The 19,824-nt window shown below is 67.5% G+C and carries 15 protein-coding genes and 1 other RNA gene; 5 read left to right on the forward strand and 11 right to left on the reverse strand.

The features are described 5' to 3' along the window. Positions 1 to 165: 165 nt before the first annotated feature. On the reverse strand, positions 166 to 816 hold the full coding sequence (locus ACQG07_RS06775; RefSeq protein WP_086475012.1) for an SDR family oxidoreductase: 651 nt from the start codon (positions 814 to 816) through the stop codon (positions 166 to 168). 154 nt (positions 817 to 970) lie between these two features. On the opposite strand from ACQG07_RS06775, the gene ffs reads away from it, so the two are divergent. From ffs to ACQG07_RS06795, 4 genes are all read left to right on the forward strand, one after another. Then, positions 971 to 1,067, forward strand: an RNA gene (gene ffs, locus ACQG07_RS06780) — signal recognition particle sRNA small type. Between the two features lie 191 nt (positions 1,068 to 1,258). Next, positions 1,259 to 3,427 (forward strand): phosphate acetyltransferase, encoded by a 2,169-nt coding sequence (gene pta / locus ACQG07_RS06785; protein ID WP_064296374.1) that lies wholly within the window; start codon positions 1,259 to 1,261, stop codon positions 3,425 to 3,427. A gap of 12 nt (positions 3,428 to 3,439) precedes the next feature. Continuing rightward, on the forward strand, positions 3,440 to 4,663 hold the full coding sequence (locus ACQG07_RS06790; RefSeq protein WP_426737829.1) for an acetate/propionate family kinase: 1,224 nt from the start codon (positions 3,440 to 3,442) through the stop codon (positions 4,661 to 4,663). A 399-nt stretch (positions 4,664 to 5,062) separates the two neighbouring features. Further along, positions 5,063 to 6,151, forward strand: coding sequence for a hypothetical protein (locus ACQG07_RS06795; RefSeq protein ID WP_426737830.1), 1,089 nt, complete (start codon positions 5,063 to 5,065; stop codon positions 6,149 to 6,151). Positions 6,152 to 6,559: 408 nt separating this feature from the next. Here ACQG07_RS06795 and ACQG07_RS06800 read toward each other — a convergent pair whose 3' ends face one another. Next, positions 6,560 to 8,158: a DUF222 domain-containing protein gene (locus tag ACQG07_RS06800; RefSeq protein WP_426737831.1), complete on the reverse strand. Its 1,599-nt coding sequence runs from the start codon at positions 8,156 to 8,158 to the stop codon at positions 6,560 to 6,562. Between the two features lie 152 nt (positions 8,159 to 8,310). Between ACQG07_RS06800 and ACQG07_RS06805 the strand changes: the two genes are divergently transcribed. Then, the gene (locus ACQG07_RS06805) at positions 8,311 to 8,664 is read left to right on the forward strand and encodes a hypothetical protein (RefSeq protein WP_426737832.1); all 354 of its coding nucleotides are present in this window, start codon (positions 8,311 to 8,313) and stop codon (positions 8,662 to 8,664) included. 330 nt (positions 8,665 to 8,994) lie between these two features. Here the strand turns inward: ACQG07_RS06805 and ACQG07_RS06810 are convergent, their stop codons facing one another. The 9 genes from ACQG07_RS06810 to ACQG07_RS06850 form a co-directional block, all read right to left on the reverse strand. Beyond that, complete coding sequence (locus ACQG07_RS06810; protein ID WP_426737833.1) at positions 8,995 to 10,752, reverse strand: alkaline phosphatase family protein; 1,758 nt, start codon at positions 10,750 to 10,752, stop codon at positions 8,995 to 8,997. Positions 10,753 to 10,881: 129 nt separating this feature from the next. Further along, a complete protein-coding gene (locus ACQG07_RS06815; RefSeq protein WP_426737834.1) occupies positions 10,882 to 11,778 on the reverse strand; it encodes a glycosyltransferase family 2 protein in 897 nt (298 codons plus the stop codon). Between the two features lie 9 nt (positions 11,779 to 11,787). After that, entirely contained in the window at positions 11,788 to 12,645 is an 858-nt protein-coding gene (locus ACQG07_RS06820; RefSeq protein ID WP_426737835.1) for a polysaccharide pyruvyl transferase family protein, read from the reverse strand. Further along, complete coding sequence (locus tag ACQG07_RS06825; RefSeq protein ID WP_426737836.1) at positions 12,639 to 13,685, reverse strand: glycosyl transferase; 1,047 nt, start codon at positions 13,683 to 13,685, stop codon at positions 12,639 to 12,641. The genes ACQG07_RS06820 and ACQG07_RS06825 overlap by 7 nt, the downstream gene beginning before the upstream one ends. Then, positions 13,675 to 14,916 (reverse strand): O-antigen polymerase, encoded by a 1,242-nt coding sequence (locus ACQG07_RS06830; protein ID WP_370581954.1) that lies wholly within the window; start codon positions 14,914 to 14,916, stop codon positions 13,675 to 13,677. The genes ACQG07_RS06825 and ACQG07_RS06830 overlap by 11 nt, the downstream gene beginning before the upstream one ends. A 101-nt stretch (positions 14,917 to 15,017) precedes the next feature. After that, on the reverse strand, positions 15,018 to 16,088 hold the full coding sequence (locus ACQG07_RS06835; RefSeq protein WP_426737837.1) for a glycosyltransferase: 1,071 nt from the start codon (positions 16,086 to 16,088) through the stop codon (positions 15,018 to 15,020). Beyond that, positions 16,088 to 17,038: a glycosyltransferase family 4 protein gene (locus tag ACQG07_RS06840; protein WP_426737838.1), complete on the reverse strand. Its 951-nt coding sequence runs from the start codon at positions 17,036 to 17,038 to the stop codon at positions 16,088 to 16,090. The genes ACQG07_RS06835 and ACQG07_RS06840 overlap by 1 nt, the downstream gene beginning before the upstream one ends. After that, a complete protein-coding gene (locus tag ACQG07_RS06845) occupies positions 17,035 to 18,180 on the reverse strand; it encodes a glycosyltransferase (RefSeq protein WP_426737839.1) in 1,146 nt (381 codons plus the stop codon). The genes ACQG07_RS06840 and ACQG07_RS06845 overlap by 4 nt, the downstream gene beginning before the upstream one ends. Further along, positions 18,180 to 19,688, reverse strand: coding sequence for a sugar transferase (locus tag ACQG07_RS06850; protein ID WP_426737840.1), 1,509 nt, complete (start codon positions 19,686 to 19,688; stop codon positions 18,180 to 18,182). The genes ACQG07_RS06845 and ACQG07_RS06850 overlap by 1 nt, the downstream gene beginning before the upstream one ends. Between the last annotated feature and the right edge of the window lie 136 nt (positions 19,689 to 19,824).

The following is a 19,824-nucleotide window of genomic DNA, read 5'->3' on the forward strand; positions in this document are numbered from 1 at the left end:
CACGTACCCGGTCGGTGAGACGTTTTCCGGTCCCTGAAACCCTCTCCGGTCCCTGAAACCCTCTCCGGTCCCTGAGCTTGTCGAAGGGTGGGGTGTCCCGTGTGCACTTCGACAGGCTCAGTGACCGGTGTTCGTTGCCCGTCCCCGCTCAGGGACCGGACTGACTTACAGTGCCGCGAGCGCCTCGCGGATCGGGGTCTCGCCGCCGATGACCTCGAACTGGGTGCGGGACGCCGCGCCCGACTCGATGAGCGCGAACAGCACGGCGGCGACGTCGGCGCGTGGGATCGAGCCGCGGTCGGTGGTCGTCGCAGCGGTGATCGTGCCGGTCGGTGCGTCGTCCGTCAGGCCGCCCGGACGGACGATCGTCCAGTCGAGGTCGCGCCCGCGGAGGTCGGCGTCGGCCTCGGACTTCGCCCGCAGGTAGACCTGGAACACGTCGTCCGACTCCGGGTCGAAGTCGTCGGTGCTCATCGCCGACACCATGAGGTAGCGGGGGACCTTGGCGAGCTCGGCCGCCTCGGCGAGGAGGATGGCGCCGTCGCGGTCGAGGGTCAGCTTGCGGTCGGCGCCGCTGTTCGGCCCGGCTCCCGCCGCGAACACGACGACGTCGGCTCCGGCGAGTTCGTCGGCCAGTTCGGCTGCCGAGGAGTGCTCGAGGTCGAGGACGATGGCTCGGGAACCGATGCCCTGGAGTTCGCCGACCTGTTCGGGGTTGCGGATGATGCCGGCGGGGGAGTGTCCTGCTTCGGCGAGCAGTCGCTGCAGGTGCAGGGCGATCTGTCCGTGTCCTCCGGCGATGACGACGTCGGTCATGTGAGTCCTCTCGTTCGATGCGGTCCCGATCGGTGCGCCGTCCGTTCGTGGGGACGGTGGTCGATCGGTGGTCTGGATCCAGTGGTCCCAGATCCGCCAGTCAACGCCTCAACCGGTGCGTACGCAACCCGGTCGCGGCTCGGGTACACTGGGTGACGGCTCCCCGCGTGGCGCCATCCAGGCCAACTCCCCCAGGGCGGAAACGCAGCAAGGGTAACCGGGCTCTGGCGGGTGCGCGGGGAGTCTTTTCGTGCCCGCGGTGCCTGCTCCCGCTCCCTGCCCGCCCGCACCGCAGCAGGACATCCGCCCCACAGCAGGACATCCGGCGCCGCTTCCTCCTGCTCTCGCGCCGATCTCCTGCGCTCGCGCCCGTCCGCCAGAGCGCCACGACATTGTGCGCTTACCCAGCCCCCGCAGAGCCCGCCCCCGTAGGCTGGAAACCGTGGCGCGAAGCATTTACATCATCTCTGCCGAAGGACACTCCGGGAAGTCGACGGTGGCCCTCGGGGTCCTCGACACCCTGAGCCATCAGATCGAGCGGATCGGGGTGTTCCGCCCCATCGCACGGTCCACGACGAAACCCGACTACGTGCTGCAGCTGCTGCTCGAGCACGACGGCGTCGACCTCGCCTACGAGGACTGCATCGGCGTCAGCTACGACGACGTGCACACCGATCCCGAGGCGGCGCTCTCGCGCATCGTCCAGCGGTACAAGCACATCGAGGCGCAGTGCGACGCGGTCGTCATCCTCGGTTCCGACTACACCGACGTCGGCAGCCCGACGGAGCTCGGCTACAACGCGCGGATCGCCACCAACCTCGGCGCGCCCGTCCTGCTCGTGCTCGGCGGCCGCGCCGGCCAGGGTGCGGGGGAGCAGCTCGGCCAGTCCGTCGCCCGCACGCCCGACGACATGCGCAACATCGCCGAACTCGCGCTGGGCGAGCTCGCCGACGCCCACGCCCAGTTGCTCGCGGTCGTCGCGAACCGCGCCGATCCCGACAAGCTCCTCGAGATCACCGCAGCGATCAGCGACGCCATCCACCCGAACGGTTCCGCGAACGGTTCCGTCGTCGCCCCGGCCGGCCACGCCGCCGGTGCTGCGATGGTCCCCGTCTGGGCCATCCCTGAAGACACCTTCCTCATCGCCCCGACCATGGACAGCATCCTCGAGGCCGTCGACGGCACCCTCGTGAAGGGCAGCGAGGAGCTGCTCACCCGCGAGGCGCTCGGCGTCGTCGTGGCGGGCATGTCCATGGTGAACGTGCTCCCGCGCATCACCGAGGGATCCGTCATCGTGATCCCGGCCGACCGCACCGAAGTGCTGCTCGCCGCACTCATGGCCAACGCCTCCGGCACGTTCCCGTCGATCGCGGGCATCGTGCTCAACGGCGGGTTCCCGTTGCCCGAGGTCGTGGAGGAGCTCATCTCCGGTCTCGGCGAGATCCCGCCGATCGTCAGTACCGACCTCGGCACCTACGACACTGCGGTCCGCGTCATGAACACCCGTGGCCGTCTCGCCGCCGACTCGCAGCGCAAGTACGACACCGCGCTCGCGCTGTTCGAGCAGAACGTCGACGCACCGCTCCTGCTCGAGCTGCTCAACGTGGCGCGCGCCGACGTCGTGACGCCCCTCATGTTCGAGTACGGGCTGCTGGAGCGCGCGCGGTCGAACCGCAAGCACATCGTGCTGCCGGAGGGCGACGACGACCGCATCCTCCGCGCGGCCGGCACTCTGCTCGCTCGCGAGGTCGCCGACCTCACCATCCTCGGTGAGGAGATCGAGGTGCGCTCGCGGGCCATCGAGCTCGGCATCGACCTCAGCAAGGCGACCATCGTCAGCCCCTTCGACGCGGTGCTGCGCCTCAAGTTCGCGGAGGAGTACGCCAGGTTGCGGGCCCACAAGGGCGTCACGATCGACATGGCGAGCGACGCCGTCACCGACGTCTCCTACTTCGGCACGATGATGGTGCACCTCGGGCTCGCCGACGGCATGGTCTCGGGCGCCGCCCACACGACGGCGCACACCATCCGGCCGTCGTTCGAGATCATCAAGACGAAGCCCGGTGTCTCCGTGGTGTCGAGCGTGTTCCTCATGGCGCTCGCCGACCGCGTGCTCGTCTACGGCGACTGCGCGGTGAACCCCGACCCGACCGACGCCCAGCTCGCCGACATCGCGATCTCCTCGGCCGAGACGGCGGAGCAGTTCGGGATCGAGCAGCGCATCGCGATGCTGTCGTACTCCACCGGTGACTCGGGTGCGGGCGCCGATGTCGAGAAGGTCCGCTCAGCGACCCGGCAGGTGCGCGAGCGTCGGCCCGACCTTCTCGTCGAAGGTCCGATCCAGTACGACGCCGCTGCCGATGCCGCGGTGGCCGCGACGAAGATGCCCGACTCGCAGGTCGCCGGCCGCGCGACGGTGTTCATCTTCCCCGACCTCAACACCGGCAACAACACGTACAAGGCGGTGCAGCGTTCCGCGGGTGCCGTCGCGATCGGTCCGGTGCTGCAGGGGCTCAACAAGCCGATCAACGACCTGTCGCGCGGCGCGCTCGTGCAGGACATCGTCAACACCGTCGCGATCACCGCCATCCAGGCGCAGGAACAGGAATAGGTCCAGACACACATGCCCACCGTCCTCGTGGTGAACTCCGGTTCCTCGTCGTTCAAGTACCAGCTCATCGATGTCGAGACGGAGCGGACGCTCGCCAGCGGACTCGTCGAACGCATCGGCGACGCGACGGGTGCCGCCGAGCACCGGTCCTACCTCCCGGACGCCGCGGGTGCGACGACGCCGCCCATCGAGGAGCGCTGGGTCATCGAGCGTGAGATCCCCGACCACACGGCCGGGTTCCGGGTCATGCTCGATGCGTTCGCCGAGCACGGGCCGTCACTCGACGAGCATGCGCCGATCGCGGTCGGCCACCGGGTGGTGCACGGTGGGAAGCGCTTCTTCGAGCCGACCGTGGTGACGGACCTCGTGAAGATCAACATCGAGGACATCTCCGAGCTGGCGCCGCTGCACAACCCGGCGAACCTGCAGGGCATCAACGCGGCGCAGGTCGCGTTCCCCGACGTCCCGCACGTGGCGGTGTTCGACACGGCGTTCCACCAGACCATCCCGGCCGCGGCGTACACCTACGCGATCGATGCGGAACTCGCCGCGAAGCATCGCGTGCGTCGGTACGGCTTCCACGGCACCTCGCACAAGTTCGTGTCGGAGGCGGCTGCGGCGTTCCTCGATCGCCCGCTCGGCGAGCTGAAGCAGATCGTCTTCCACCTCGGCAACGGCGCGTCGGCGTGCGCGATCGACGGCGGCCGCTCGGTCGACACCTCGATGGGCATGACGCCCCTCGAAGGACTCGTCATGGGCACGCGCTCCGGCGACCTCGACCCCGCGGTGCTGTTCCACCTGCATCGCAAGGCGGGGCTCGGGTTCGACGAGCTCGACACGCTGCTCAACCGCCGCAGTGGTCTGCTGGGGCTGTCGGGTACCGGAGACATGCGCGACGTCACCGAGTCCGCGTCGAAGGGCGACGAAGCGGCGCAGCTCGCGCTCGACGTGACCGTCCATCGCCTACGGCACTACCTCGGGGCGTACCTCGCGGTCCTCGGTGGTCTCGACGTGGTGGTGTTCACCGCCGGTGTCGGTGAGAACGCACCGCTGATCCGTGCGGGTGCGGTGCAGGGGCTCGAGGGGCTCGGCATCATGCTCGACGAGGACCGCAACGCCGAGCGTGCGCGTGGCATCCGGGTGATCTCGACGGACGATTCCCCCGTGACCGTCCTCGTCGTCCCCACGAACGAGGAACTCGAGATCGCCCGTCAGACGGTCGCCGCCCTGGCGTAGCTATGAGTCGCCGACCCTTCGGTCCCTGAGCACCTCTGCCGGTCCCTGAGCACCTCTGCCGGTCCCTGAGCTTGTCGAAGGGCCCACGGGCGACCTGTCCGATCGGGGTTCCCCTGCGCGCACTTCGACAGGCTCAGCGACCGATGCCGCTGCTCGGACCCGCTCCGGCCCTGAGCACCTCTGCCGGTCCCTGAGCACCTCTGCCGGTCCCTGAGCACCTCTGCCGGTCCCTGAGCTTGTCGAAGGGCCCACGGGCGACCCTTGCTCCCATGTCCCCTCTGCGGAGGACAAAAGAATGAGTGGTTCCCCCTATTAACTTTCCCTGAGAATCCGCTTAGTCTCAGAAAACCAACAGGTACGTCGCGCCTGTCGGACCCCTAGACGAAAGTACTCACCTCAGTGAATTTGAAGACGTCACGCCGCACTGCGGCTCTCGCCACCGGCCTCGCAGTTGTCGCCGGATCCACCCTCCTCATCGCCGGACCCGCGTCCGCTGCGGAGATCCAGGTCACCGCAGACCAGATCGCTCCGGATGAGACGAACTACGCCGGCTGGCACGAGGGTGTCGCCACGCCTGGTGCCCCGGCCGTCCTGAGCGACACCGGTCTCACCATGACCGGTGACTCGCAGATCATCTACGGCTTCAACAACGACGGCGGTGTCCCGGTCGCTGCTGGCGGCTTCCTCGAGGCAGCGGCGAGCATCAGCTACGCGTCTGTCGAAGACGACCTGTACTTCCAGATCCCCGTTTTCGCCGACGGCACTTCCGACACCTTCACAACGCTGCGTCCTGTGGCGCCGGGTGTCGAGAACCTCGGTGGCGACTGGGTCGTCAGCCAGGACGTTCCGGGTCTCGCGACCGACGCGACCTACACGCCTGCAGAGCTCAGCGAAGCGCTCGGCGACTTCAACCTGCTCGCGTTCGGTGTCTTCGCCAACGCCGGCACGGTCGACACGCTGCAGTCGGTGACCTTCGGTGCTGACACGTACAACTTCGCCGCTCCGGTCGTCGCTCCGGTCTTCAACCCGGCGGTCTCCGTCGACCCCGACACGATCTACTTCTCCGACGTCCGCCCCGGCGGCGCCGGCTTCAGCGTGACCGTCACGGGCTTCACCCCGGGCGACACCCTGTCGTTCGCAGTGACCGACCCGAACGGTGAGATCTTCGGTTCCGCCGACGGCGCCAACACGGTCATCGCTGACGAGACCGGTGGCTTCGCAGCTTCGGGCCTCACCCTGCAGGGCGAGGGTATCCAGGTCGGTACCTACACGTTCACCGTGACCGACACCGCTGGCAACGCCCGCGCTGACTCCATCGCCGTCATCGCCGACCCGGTCGCCGCTGGCGCCCCGGCCGTCCCGACGCTGGCTGACACCGGTTCGGACTCGGGTGTCCTCGTCGGTGGCGCTGCCGCGCTGCTCCTCCTCGGTGCTGCCGGCATGCTGTTCGCAGCTGCTCGCCGCAAGGGCGCGCAGGTCACGGCCTAGTCTCAACCTTCGAAGCCCCGTCCTCGACTCCGGTCGAGGGCGGGGCTTCGTGCTGTCGTGGGGGCGTTCACACGTCGACAGGCTCAGTGACCGATAGCCCCCGTTCCCTGAGCTTGTCGAAGGGAAAGGTTTCTCGTGTGCATTTCGACAGGCTCAATGACCGGGTCTCCGGCCCCTGAGCCTGTCGAACCCGGTTCGTGCCCCGCGGGGGAGGAAGGCGGAGCGGCAGCTCCATTGCTGCACTCCGCCCGATCGCATGTGCCGGGACCGCTTGGCCCAGGCCATGCGCGCCGGCCATTTGCGCGTTCGGGTAACGAAAATGACCGGAACCCATACTTCGGAGCACCCCGCAGACCGGTTTGGGTCGGAATCGACGCCCGGACCCGGACCCGGAGCACCATGGAGTCGTCAGGCAGCGCGCAGCCTCGGCTTGCCGCCGCGTCGTGGAATGCGATGCGGATCGATGTGCGCGGGCGGGATGAACCAGGGCACGTGGTCGCGCACGATGACCTCCCACCCGTCGTTGTGGATGCGATGGTGATGGAAGCTGCAGAGCAGGATGCCGTTGGACAGGTCGGTCGGTCCGCCTCGTGACCACCAGACGAGGTGATGGGCCTCGGTATACGACGGTGGATGGGTACAGCCGGTCCAGGCGCAGCCGCCATCGCGCTCGGCGAGGGCCATCTTCTGCCCCTTGGTGAACAATCGTGTGCCAACTCCGAGATCGAGCACCTGGGACGGCCCGCCGAGCACCATGGGGATGATCCGGCCATCGGCCGCCATGCACCGTGCGGTGCCGGCGGAGATCGGTTCGGAGACGCCGTCGATGTAGGCCTTGCCGTCGGACCACTGGCCGTCATCGGCCAGATCGGGTTCGTCCATGCGGATGATGAGGGAGACGGGCGCGAGTTCCATGACCGCCGACTCGCAACCTGCGGCGTGACGGAAGACCCCGACGAGGGCTTCCACCCGGCGTTCGTCCATCGTGCGGGTGTCTGGCATCTCTGCGGCCGGAACGTAGGCGTCGTCGAGGGGATCCGCGGAGGGCAGCTCACTGCTGGTCACTGCCGCCGCGGCCGCTTCATCGGAGGGATCGACGAACCGGACCTGCCGCAGCTGCTTACCGACGACGGCGTCCATCGTCGCGCGGACCCATCCCGCGGCTTCGGGCGCGAGGAAGGCGCGGAGCTCGGTCATGCCGTCGGGGAGTTCGCGGAGCGTGCAGCGCTGCTGCTTCCGGAGCGCGATCTCGCGCGGCACGGGGCCGTCTTGGTCGAGGCTGGTGCGGACGAGCTTGGCGAGGCTGCTGACCTCGGCGAGCGGCGCGCCGTCGCAGTGCTCGATGCCGGCGCTGACGGTGCGGTGGATGCGCGCGTCGTCGACACCGGAGCCCACCAGCCGCAGTTCGCGCAGCAGGATGCCCGCGCCCTCGACGCTGAGTGCGGACCGGACGAAGCCGGACGGGGTGGTCGCTTCGTCGTGGTCGACCGTGCACGTCGGGTTGTCGCCTTCGGACAGCGGCAGGCAGGGGGCGGCGGCGGCGGGCCGGGGTTCGATGGCTGCGGCGATCTCGGGGCGGTCGCATTCGATGACGTCGCCGGTGAGGGCGCGCTTGGGGGTGATCGCCTGGGCGACCGAGGTGATCGTGGCGGCGCGTCCGCGCGGGATGCGCCACCGTTCCGAGAGCATGACGGCCGGCGTCGCATACCCGTGGCTGCGGGCCAACGGGTCGTGGCCGACGATGCCGCCGCGGGAACGCTCCGACACCGAGCCCATGACGCGCGCGGCCAGGACCTCGACCACGTGCTGCACGGCACCCAGCTGGTCGAGGACGCGGACCACGCCCGCGTCGTTCATGCCGGTGAGCTGCTCGATGGCGTCGTCGCCTGGTCGGATCGGGTCGAGCGCGCCCGACCACGTGCGGAGGAGCTCGGACACCGTCTCGCTCAGCGTGCCCAAGGGGTCGGTGGAGACCGGACCGAGGGGAACGCGTGGGCTGCTGGACATGGGACCATCCAAACATGAGCCACTGACATTCGAACCGAGACCGATTCTCGCGCTGATCTGGGATATTTAGCCAACATCTGTTGCGCGCGAGTGCCTCTCCAGGCCCTGCGAGCGGTGCGGGACTTCTCGCCTGGCCCGCGTACACTCTCCATATGCGCCCCCTCTCCGTCCGCGAGCGCGACCTCCTGGTCGCCATGGTCGCCCGTGGCACGGAGGACGGTGTTGATCGGGTGATCGCCGCCTCCGATCGGGAACGGTGGGCGGGACAACTCGCAGACATCTCGGTCCACGGGACGTGCGGTTGCGGCACCTGTCCCTCGATCGACCTTGTCCCTGAGAGCGACGACCGGCCCTCCACGGCGCGACAGACCGTCCTCGAAGCGAGTACCTCGACCGCGAGCCTGCTCCTCTTCATCGAGGGCGATTGTCTGACGTACCTGGAACTCGCCCCGTGGGGCGATGAGCCGATCACCGAGTTCCCGCTGGTGGCAGACGTCGAGTTCTGAGGTCGCACCTCGACGGGGGTCGCCGCCCTTCGACAAGCTTCAGGGACCGGGAAAGGTACTCAGAGACCGGGTGGGGTGCGCAGGGATCGGGAGGGGTGCTCGGGGACCGGGAAGGGTGCGCCGGGACCGGGTGGGGTGCGCAGGGATCGGGAGGGGTGCTCGGGGCCGGGAGCGGTGCTCAGGTACCGGGAGGGGTGCTCGGGGACCGGGAGCGGTGCTCGGGGACCGGGGAGGTGCTCGCGGCCGGGAGCGGTCCGTGGGGCCGGAGCGTTCGCATCCGTCTCAATCCGGAACGGTCCCTGAGCTTGTCGAAGGGCACCACCGCCCCGCTCAGTCCCGCGTGCCGAACAACCCTTCGCCGTGCTTCGTCAGCACCTCGTAGGCGTCGGCGTAGTTGTCCGGCAGCGGGGCGCCGGGTTCGTACTTCGCGAGGAGGATCCCGATGAGTCCGAGTGCCGGCGGCGGGAGTGGTCGCTTGCGGTCCTTGTCCTTGTCGGCACGGGCGTTCGCCTCGGGGTTGGGCGGCACGTAGGCGGGTGTCACCGTCGGCCACAGCACCGGTTGCCGTGGCGAGGTGAGGTTCACGGCGTTGAAGATGCTCGTGGCGGTGCGGTCGCGTTCGGTCAGCGGGTCGAGTCCGTGCAGTTCGGCGAGGGTCTTCATGAGTGAGCCGTGATGCATCTCCTCGTTGATGACGCTGCCGGCCTTCGTGTATGCGGAGATGACGATGGTCGGCACCCGCAGTCCGAGGCGGTCGAAGGTGAAGCCCATCTCGCCAGCCTCCGGCTCGCCTGACGGCGGGGTCGCCTTGGGTGGTGCGACGTGGTCGTAGATGCCGCCGTGTTCGTCGAAGGTGACGAGCATGACCGTGTTCATCGCGTTCGAGCCGGTGGTCGACGCCCCGTGCTTGATCGCCGTGTAGACCTCGCCGAGGAGTTGCTCGCCGGCGCGCATGTCGGAGTAGGCGGAGTCGAGCTCCGGGTCGACGTCGTCTCGGCTCGGGTTGTCGGGACGGACGACCGGCGGGTGCATGTCGTTGTGGTCGAACACCATGCGTGGTTCGACGAAGGCGTAGTCGGGCAGGCTGCCGTTCGCCGAGTCCTCGTGGAACTGCTCCATGCTGCGGAAGTTGCTCTTCCAGTACTGCTCGATCGACGGTGCGCTCAGGAGGCCGGTGAGGGAGACGACCTGTTGGGCGTCGTAGTAGACGCGCCAGGTCTTGCCGGCCTCCTCGAGGCGGTTGAACACGGTGGGGACGGCCGGTGCGCTCAGCCATTTGCCGATGCCGTCGCCCTCGATGTTGGTGACGTACCCGTGGGAGGTGCTCGCGTGGAAGAAGGAGCGGTTGCAGAAGGTCTGGGAGGGGACCGCCGCGTACCAGTGGTCGTAGACGCCGAAGTTCCTGGCGAGCGTGGACAGCACCGGCAGCATCTCGGGGGAGAAGCCGCCCATCACGGTGGAGTACTCCTCGGGCGTCGGCTTGCGTCCGCGTGCGAGCGTGGAGTTGACGATGTAGTCCTTGACGAAGCCGTCGTTCTTGGGGGAGGAGGTATCGGCCGGAAGGTTCCACGGTGGTTGCAGCGGATTGCGGAGGTCGCCGTTGCTCTCGGGGTCGATGGTGCCGAAGAGCTGCGTGTTGACGTGCGGGTAGAACTCGCCGGGGTCCGGGTCGGGCTGGGCCATGATCTGGTCGGTAGGGCCCGTGTAGACGTGGGCGGGGACGGCTTCGCCGGACTCACCGGGGTTGCTGTAGTCGCCCTGGGCGAGGCCGTCGAAGGTCTGGCCGGCCGGTTCGCCTCCGGCTGGGTACAGCCATCCGAGCATGTGGTCGAACGAGCGGTTCTCGAACATCACGACGACGACGTGGTCGAAGCCCGGTTCGCTGCGCTTGTGGAGCGGCGTGAAGCCGTAGTCCTCCTGCGGGTTGGACGCGGTGGCGGCTGCGATGCCCCCGGCGACCGCTCCTCCCGCTGCCAGCCCGGCGACGCCGAAGCCTGCGGCGCGGAAGAAGTCGCGGCGGGAGGTTGGGCGTGTGGGGTGGGGAGTGGCGTCGCCGGTCGGGCTCTGCTGACCCTCATGCTCACTCATCGACGCCTCCTCTTTCGATCCCAGCCCGACGCCCGCACTGGGGCGTCGCTCATGTGTTAAGACAGCGTAGGCGTGCGCACGTCCCGGAGCAGCGGGTGATGGGGGTTTCTGCGACACCCTTGCCGGACGTCATGCCCGCTTGTACTCGTGCACCCGCGCGCCGAAGAACGACGACATCACGCCGAGGCCGTTCATCAGTCGGTTGAACGATCGGGCGTGGAGACCTCGGACGCGGACCAGATCGATCACACTGAATGCGAGTCCGCTGACCGCCAGGTATCCGCCCTGCGCGAAGGTGATGGCGGCTCCACGTTTCGTCACGCCGATCCTCGCGAGGACGACCCCGTTCCGGAACGCGCGACGTGACACCCACCGGAGCGTCATGCGATCGGACGGTACCGGCTCGAAGACCTTTGCCGGTCGACAGAACTCGATGGTGATGCCTTCGCGGAGCAGATCGGCGAAAAGACGGGCGTCGCTGCCTCCGGTCGACGAGAAGGAACGGTCGAACCGCGGCGAACCTGCCCGTTTCCAGTCACTCCGCTTCAGCAGGGTGTTGTTGGTGGCCGCCGCCGTCAGGACCTCTCGATCCTCGTGGAACGGTCGCTGCATGAACTCGCCGCGGGTGACCCAGCGCGGAGTTCCGGCCGGGAAGATCGAGATGACGGGTCCCGTGAGTACTCCTGCGGAAGAGCGTTCCGCGGCACCGGCGAGTTCGGGGTACCAGCCGGGACCGACGTACTCGTCGTCGTCAACGAAGATGATCGCGTCGTAGCCTCTGTCCGCCTCATCGAAGACGTCCAACGACCGGTTCCGGGCTTCCGCAATGCCCGGCTGGGACTCGAGCACGTAGCGGACGTCTGGAAACCCCTGCACGGTCGCCTCTGCTGATCCTGCGGGATCATTGTCGACGACCAGGACGTCCATGGTGTGGTGGGACTTGTTGGACGGATCCATGAGCGAGTCGAGGAGGACGCGGAGGTCGTCCGGTCGACGGAAGCTGGCGATGGCGACGAGGGCGTGCATGGGGCCGTCCTAGGGTGTCGTGGGATGGGTCGAGCCGGAGGACCGTCGGGGGCCGGACCAGAGATCCAGTGGGAAAGCGTCGATCAACGGCTGCGCGTCCCAGGCCAACGGGTCAGGTGCCTGCGCGAGTGCTTCACGCAGATCGTGCGTCACCGGGAACGAATCCCGGCCGGTGCCGCCGTAGTAGTCCTCGTACTTGAACATCGATTCGGCGGCGGGGGCGATCAGTGTGGCCGGGATGCCCAGGCTCTCGGCCACGACGAGGCCATGGAGGGACGACCCGACGACACGCTCGCTCTGGGCGATCCGCTCGAGGATGCCAACCAGGTCTCCGGTCGGGTCGATCGTCGCCGGATGGGACGCCCACACCGGGTGATCATGCAGGTTCGGCACGATCGTCAGCGCGTGCGCCTTCTTCACGGAGAGTGCCGGGAGGTGGTCGAAGACGCGCGGTACCAGCAAACCGGGGTCGCCGAACACCCGCTCGGGTTCGAGGCCGCGAGCTTCGAGGAAGTCGAACGTCCTCGGCCCGCGGACCGCGCGGATGTCGAGCCTGTTGAAGGTGTGCTTCGATTCCGGCATCTTCCCGTTGACGCCAGTACCCCAGACGGTGTCGCCATCGTGTGCGAAATGCAGGATCGACCCGACGGCGACGAGGCGCTTGCCATCCTGCGGGAGTGCACGCAGCGTCGACTGATCTCCGACGCCTTGTTCGAGCAGGCGCCGGACGATGACTGGGCCGAGCAGGTCGCCGAAGTTGTTGCGACGCCGTCCGATGGGTAGCCGCGCTCCGATCCGTCCTGAGAATCGCGGCACGAACGGGTTCCAGTGTTCGACAGCGACGCCGTAGATGTTCTCCGTCACCATGCGCGGACCTCCCGGTACACCTTGGCGTGCGATTGGGCGATCAGCGACCACTCGCGGGACGACATGTCGATGCTGCCCATGAAGCCGTCGTCGGGGAGCTCCGCGACGGCTGCCGCGAGGGCGGCGCTCGTGAGTTCGCCGTCGAAGAGCTTCACGACATCGCTGCCGAATTCGGTCTGCAGGTCGCGGGTGATCGGATTCGCAGGAATGAGGACCGGGGTGTCGAGCGACAGCGCGAGCAGCACGGCGCCGCTGTTGTGCATGTTCTTATACGGGAGGACGACGAGCCTGGCGCGAGCGATCGCCGCCGCCAGGTCGGCATCCGGCACATATCGGAAGTCCGGCTCGATCCTGGGATCGTCGGCGATGAGCTGTTGAAGCGCTATGGAGACGCCCGACGGATCAGGCTTCCCGAGGATCCGCAGACGGAAGTGGCTGAGCGCTTCGGCGCCGGAGAACGCTGCGGCCAGGCTGTCGACGCCTTTGTACGACCGGACGAGCCCGAAGTAGAGGAGCTCAGGCGCGCCCGTTTCCGTGAGTGCCGGCACGCGATACCAATCGCGGTAGTGACCATGCGGGATCACCTGTCCTCGCGAACCCTCCGGCAGCGGTGTGTGCGCGTTCATCGTGATCCACGCGTCGGTCGCCCGATCGAAGGCGCTCAAGATGAGTCGCTCACCAGGCCACCCGGATTCGTGAGGAGCGAGGTTGTGTGCCGTGCGCACGATCCGCGTCCGCCTGATTCGCAGCCTCAGGAGGAGCAGCAGGCTGAGCATCAGTGAGGTCGCACGACGAATGCGGCTGGGCCCACGTGTCACCGCCTCCGGCCAGTGGATGTGGAACACGTCGTAGCGGGCGGTGAGCGCCCGGGGCCAGGAGAAGAATTCGACGGAGACCGTCGGGTCCGCTCGCAGGGCGTTGACCAACATCGTGACGAAGGGGTTGATCTTCGTCGCCGATTCGCGGACCGACAGGAGCACCGTCGTGACGTCTTGGGGCGAGCCGGACGGTGCCGGGCGCCCCTTCCTGCTATCGGGCAAGTCGGTACGAGTCCTTCATCGTGACGCGGCTGTCGACGCGGGGTGCACTGCCGATCAGGCCGAAGAGGGTCGCGGCCAGTACCGCGATGAGGAGGTAGAGCACGAGGCCCTGAGGGAACAGGAAGATCCGCCACATCTCGGCGAGTCCGTAGGCGACGACCGCCCCGGCCACGATGACGAGGGAACGGAATCGCGACGCATACCCGGCGAGCATGCTGGCGAGGAACACGGTCGCCAGAACATAGGCGAGTCCCCACCAGCCATAGTCGGCGTAGGTGTCCGCGAATGCGGAGTTCGTCGTGAGGTTCGGCGCGACCTGGACGAAGCTGTCGAACGACCCGTAGGAGCCGAATCGTTCCGGCCGCAGGAACGTCGGTACGACGATGGCCGCCGCCGACACCACGTCCACAGGTTTGGTGAATCCCCCGTTGGCGATGCCGTCCGCGACACCGAGAGACGCCTGGAACGGTGCTCCAAGGTACGCGGCCACCTGATAGAAGTTCATCGACACCGGATCCGTGATCCCGAGGTTCTCGTAGAAGCCGGCGTTGCGGTAGTAGTTGAATGCGACGAGGGCACCGAAGACCGCTGCACCGGCGATCGCCAGCGGTACCGTCTTGAACTTGATGTCGCGTCTCAGCGTGATCACGATGAAGATCAGCACGACGACGGCCATGATGAATGACAAGCGGCTCGAAAACAGAGCGCTCATGACGAGCAGGAGTACGTTCCAGATGGCCAGGCTCGCGCGTCCGTGCCGGAACCGCCACACGTAGAGCGCGACTGGAGCCGAGATAGCCGCGGTATAGCGGAGCGTCGCGATTCCCGCGGACCCACCGATGGACTCTTTCAGCTGGTTTCCCTGCGTCGCGGAGAGCGCGTCAAAGATGTTCGTCTGCTGCTGGACCAAGTACACGGAGTAGAGCACGCCGATCGTCGCGAACACCGTCAGCACGATCGAGAATCGTCGATCGAATCGCTCAGTGCTCGACGCCTCCACGATGCGCTCGCTCGGACCAGCCATGATGCCGAGACGGAATCCGGTCCAGACAAGAAACGCTGCGACCAGGTAGAAGCAGACGAGCAGGGTCCATCCCTCGAAGGAACCTTCCGCCCGCTGATCGAATCCGCGGAGCTGGTTCGACGTCCCGGGCACCGACCAGACGAGCGCGCTGACGATGACCGGGGCGAGAAGATAGAAGAGCGGGTTCGTGAGCAGTCGCTTGATCACGCCGGCCTCCTTCCTCACGCTGTCGGACACGGCTCCCGGCAACGCTACTGCACGCGTGTCGGTTGAGCGGTGGGCGGTCGGAATCCTCGATGCTGTCGTGGTCATGCGGCCCCGCCCGTTGCGAACCCGATGAGCGTGCGCGCCTTCTCCGACCACCCTGCCGCGGCTGCTGCCGCGCTTCCCGGGAGATTCGGGCTGGCGGACGCCGTGGCCACATGTATGGCGTCGGCCGCGCTGCGCGAGCGACCGTAGGAGACCACGCCCGTGTCCGGATCGTCGGTCAGTACGTCGGTCTCCCGGGTCACCACGGCTAGGCCCGATGCGAGGTATTCGTACAGCTTCATGGGACTCCGTCCGCGGTTCACTGGGGCATCCGACAGCGGGAGGAGTCCGATGCGCGCGTGTCGCAGGATCAGTGGGATGTCGTCGTAGCTGACCGGCCCGCGGAGCAGGACGTTTGCGGGCAAGGACTCAGGTGCAGCCTGGCCTGGTCCGAAGATGTCGAAGGTCCACTCCGGCAGGCGGAGTGCCATTTCCCGCACCGCGTTCCAGTCGAAACGGTCGTCAAGGGCCCCGATGTACACGGCGCGGTCCTCACGCACATCGTCCTCGGTGAGGATGAAGCGCTCGAGCTCGACCCCGTTCGGTAGGACGAGCGACGGCGTGGACGCAGGGACTCCCAGCGCTGTGAGCACCGCGCCTGACGTCGCCACCACACGATCGGCTGCCGCGACCGCTGCTCGCTGGAGTCTGGCCTTCACGCCATGCTCGTAGAGGTCCGTGGGGCGGTAGACGACGGTGGTCGCCAGCCGACGTAGCTCGTTGGACCAGAGTGTGGGCTGGTCCACGAACACGAGGTCGATGCTGGACGTTCGGAACGCCCTGGTGAAGATCGGCGCGAACGAGAGCGGTCCGATGCCGGCGGGTAGGAGGGTGCGCGGCACGAGGTGCATGACGCCGTCAGCGTCCGTCACGATTCCACGGCGAGAGGCCTCGTCTCGGGTCGGTTCTCCCCGCCTGAGGACCCGATGGACGAGCGACACCGGGGTGGACAGGTGCAGCACGCGGTGGCCGAAGCGAGCCAGCTCTCGTGCGAGGTGATGGCTGCCGACCCGGAACGTGCCGGAGGTGTCGGTGTGGCTGACGAACGCGATGGTCAGGGTCTCGGCCATCACTGACCCATCAACGTGCGTGACACGATCTCACCCGTGCGGTCCCAGCTGTACGTCGCCGCGAGCGACGTGGCGCGCGGCTGCTCAGAGAGCACAGTGTCCATCGCCTTCCCCCACGCGACATCGTCATGCGCGTCACCGACCGGGAACCCCTGTCCGCTCGAGATCTCCGCGATCGACTCGCAGCCCTCCCAGAAGATCACCGGGGTTCCGCAGGCGATGCTCTCGACCGCAGGAAGGCCGAAGCCTTCGACCAACGACGGGAAGACCGTGGCGACTGCACCGCGGTAGAGGTCGGCGAGCTCCGGGTCGGTCAGGCCACTCCGCACTTCCACGCGGTCTGCCACGCCGAGTTCGCCTGCACGACGCTCGGCGCCCTCACGGTCGTTCATGACGACGACGAGTTTCGCTTCGGGAACACGAGCCAAGGCGCGGAACACCACATCGACGTTCTTATGCGCCCGCAGATTGCCGACGTAGAGGAAATAGGGAGCGGAGTCTTGAGCAGTTGATGAATCGTCCGGGTGGAACGCCTCCGACAGTCCGTTGCCAGCGTTGACCACTCGGACGCGATCGTCGTCGACCCACTCCTCGATCGCGCGCTTCGACGTCTCCGACACGGTCAGCACCAGTCTGTTCCTGCGGATGATCGGGCGCAGGACAGCCGAATAGTGCGCGAGGTACACGGCACGACGATTGGTCGTCGGATGCAGATGGATCAGATCGTGGACGGTCACCACCTGTGGTGAGCGTGCGAGGAAGCCGTTGTACCCGGGGGAGTAGATCGCCTCGCCGCCGGGTGTCCGTCGCACGCGAAGGAAGTCCTGCGGATCGGACGGCTTGCCGCCCACCTCGAGCGGCGACCACTCGACGCTCAACCGCGGGAGTACCTCGGACGCGTAACGACCGATGCCGTGGACGCCGCTCCACCTGGTGTCGGCAAGGATCATGAGGCGAGGGTCCGATCGGTTCCGTCAGTGTGGGCGGCATGACCGACCCAGCCGGTGAGCTTGGTGGCGAACGCGGCGGAACCGAACAGAGCGTTGACGCGCTCCTGAGCCGGTGCCATGTCGACGAGCAGGGCGCGCTCGACCGCCTGGCGTAGCGTCGCGTCATCGAGCGCATCGACGACGACACCGCCGTCGATGGCGAGCACGCTCTCGGACGCGCCACCTTCGGACAACACGAGCGCGGGCGTACCGAGTGCCATCGCCTCGACGGGCATGATGCCGAAGTCCTCGACGGCCGCGAACACCAGGAGCGACGCCGCCTGGTAGAGCGCGAAGAGCAGCTCGTCGCTCGGCCTCGTCGTGATGATGACCGGCACCGTCGCGGCGTCTGCGAGTGCTTGCAACTCGGCGTGCTGCGGCCCGGCACCGGCAAGCACGACCGGCAGACCGGCGAGTTCGCCGGCGCGGATGGCGACGTCGAGTCGCTTGTAGTCGACGAAGCGGGAGGCGCCGAGGATGTACTCGGACGGCAGCGTCGAGAACAGGTAGGCGTCCTCGGCGCTCAGGCGTTCAGCCCAGGACGGCACGCTCTGGAGGTACTCGACGCGCACCGGCGGATGGATGACCTCGGCTTCGACGCCCCACGAGCGTTCCATCCGCTGGCGGATGTAGTCGCTGTTGGCGGCGAACGTCGCGCCGTCCTGCGCGCGCTTGCGGTCGACTCGACGGAGTGCGGGCGCGAGTGCGCGGGCAGCGACGTTACCGCCACGGACGTCCAGCTCGGGGGCCCAGAGGTATCGGGCAGGCGTGTGGACGTACACGAACCGCTGCGGTCCGTCGGCAGGCTGTCGCCCGCCGGCGTGATGCGCGAACGCATGCGAGCTGATGAGGACGAAGTCGGCGGCGGAGACGTCGGTCCTGGCCCAGGTGGCCGGCATGAACGGGAGCGCGGCCGCTTTGCTCTTCCGCAGGGGTGTGCGGGCGATCCAGGATTCGCTCACGGTGTGGCCGGGGAAGCGATCGGGTGCGTTGCTCCACAGGCAGTGGATGTCGGCGTCGGGATAAGCGGCGGCCATCGCATCGACGACGTTCTCGGAGCCGCCGTGCCGCTCGATCCACTCGTGGATGATCAGCCCCGGCATCAGTGGGCTTCCTTGCCCGGAGCCACAACGGCCCGGATCGTCCGCCAGAGGATGATGACGTCGCCCATGAGCGACCAGTTCTCGACGTAATACAGGTCCAGGCGGATCGCGTCCTCCCAGCTGAGTGCCGAGCGACCGCTGACCTGCCAGAGGCCCGTCATGCCAGGCTGCACGATGAGGCGACGCTTCGCCGCGGAGTCGTAGAGCGCGACCTCGCCCTCGCGCTGCGGGCGCGGACCGACCAGGCTCATGTCGCCGCGGAAGACGTTGATGAGCTGGGGGAACTCGTCAAGCGAGAACTTCCGCAAGGTGGCGCCGACGCGGGTCAAGCGTGGGTCGTTCTGCACCTTGAACAGCGGGCGGTCGCTGGTTCCCTGCTGAGCGAGCAGTGCAGCGAGTTCAGCGTCGGCGTTCACCCGCATGGAGCGGAACTTCAGCATGTTGAACGGTTCGCCGTTGAGGCCGATGCGCTCCTGGCGATACAGGACCGGGCCGGGGCTGGTGATTTTCACCAGGAGAGCGACCACCAGCAGGATGGGCGAGGCGACGAGCAGGATGAGTCCGGAACCGAGGATGTCGAATGCGCGCTTGGAGAAGCGCTTGCGACCCTCGTAGCGAGGCGTCTCCACGTGGATGAGCGGCAGGCCGGCCACTGGGCGGGTGTGAATGCGCGGGCCACCGACGTCGGTGAGGCTCGGCGCAACGATGAGGTGCTGGCGCCCCGGTTCGAGACTCCAGCTCAACTCGCGGACACGCACCGGCGTCAACTCGTCCGAGCTGGTGATGATGACCGTATCGGCCCGAGTCGCTGCGAGCGCCTCGATCACGGTGTCGACCGTTCCTGACACGGGGATGCCGGTGTCGCCGAGCGTTCCTCCGACCTTGCCCGTCGGGACGCAGGCACCGACCACTCGATAGCCGGCGTCCGTGTTGCGGGTGAGTTCTTTGGCGATGTGCTCGGCCGAATCAGCCGATCCCACGAGCAGCACCAGCGACGCATAGCGGCCGTGGGCGCGCTGCACGGACAGCCACTGGCGCCACATCCACCGTGAAAGCAGCAGGACCAGGATCCCCAGGGGAAAAGCGAGCAGGAAGTATCCGCGTGCGAGATCGAGCTTCACGAGGAACGCGATGATCGCGATGATGCCGAAGAGGCGGATACTCGCGTCGGCGATGAGCCGGTACTCCGCGTTCCCACTCCCGACCACTCGGTACTCCCGAGTGCCGAAGATGCGAAGCGTCACGAGCCAGGCGACGATGAGGGTGATCGAGATGACGGTGTAGTTCACGACAACGCGTGTCATGTCGAAACCGACCGAGGTCGTCTCCTGATCGAAGTCGAACCAGAACAGCTGGGTGCCGAAGACGATCCAGATGAGGACGATCGCATCGGTGACCGCGAGACGACGAGCGTAGACCCGGCGCCAATCGCGCGCGACAGCGCGAGCTGGGTCGGGGGGAGTGCTCGCAGGCGTCGTTGGCAGCGGCACGGAAGGCTGCGACAGCATGCGGTCTCCGTGGTGGAACGCGTAATTACTACGGGTGACGAGGGAAGAGCTTGGTGGTTCGATACGCGGATGTATCGGGACTGCTGCTGAGACTATCGGTGAAGATGCGCAACATCTGTCCTCCTTTTTGCGGGTG

The organism is Plantibacter sp. 2H11-2, from assembly GCF_050031945.1.
GTDB lineage: Bacteria > Actinomycetota > Actinomycetes > Actinomycetales > Microbacteriaceae > Plantibacter > Plantibacter auratus.